Origin of the sequence: Niastella populi, from assembly GCF_002078015.1 — a bacterium.
Classification (GTDB): Bacteria; Bacteroidota; Bacteroidia; order Chitinophagales; family Chitinophagaceae; genus Niastella; species Niastella populi.
The window spans coordinates 1-282 of record NZ_LWBP01000144.1 but is presented as its reverse complement, the minus strand read 5'-3'; the positions used below and the strand labels follow the sequence as shown (position 1 = coordinate 282).

The window sequence follows — 282 nt, the reverse complement described above, 5'->3', positions numbered from 1 at the left end:
TGTCGGGCGTTATCAATATCATCACCGAAAAAGGCGAAGGCCCCGGCCAGGTTGAGGCCAGAACGATGGCAGGTACCCAGGGCTATAGTAATCAACATCTTTTTTTAAGAAAAACATTCAAAAAAGGCCTTAATCTTACTGCCGGCGGCCAGTATTTATACGACCGGCAGCCTGATTTCTCTAAGATCTATCCCGAAGTGTATTCAATGGCTGCGCAGCAAACGGGGTCATTCAATACTTCCTATGGACCGATGCAGGCCGATCAGCCGGTAGAAAAGGGAT

At 48.2% G+C, this 282-nt stretch carries 1 protein-coding gene; it reads left to right on the top strand.

Going from position 1 to position 282, the window contains the following annotated elements; all coding sequences use genetic code 11:
- Window positions 1-282, top strand: a 282-nt coding sequence (locus tag A4R26_RS34960) for a hypothetical protein (protein ID WP_165760256.1), incomplete at both ends; no start/stop codon positions are given.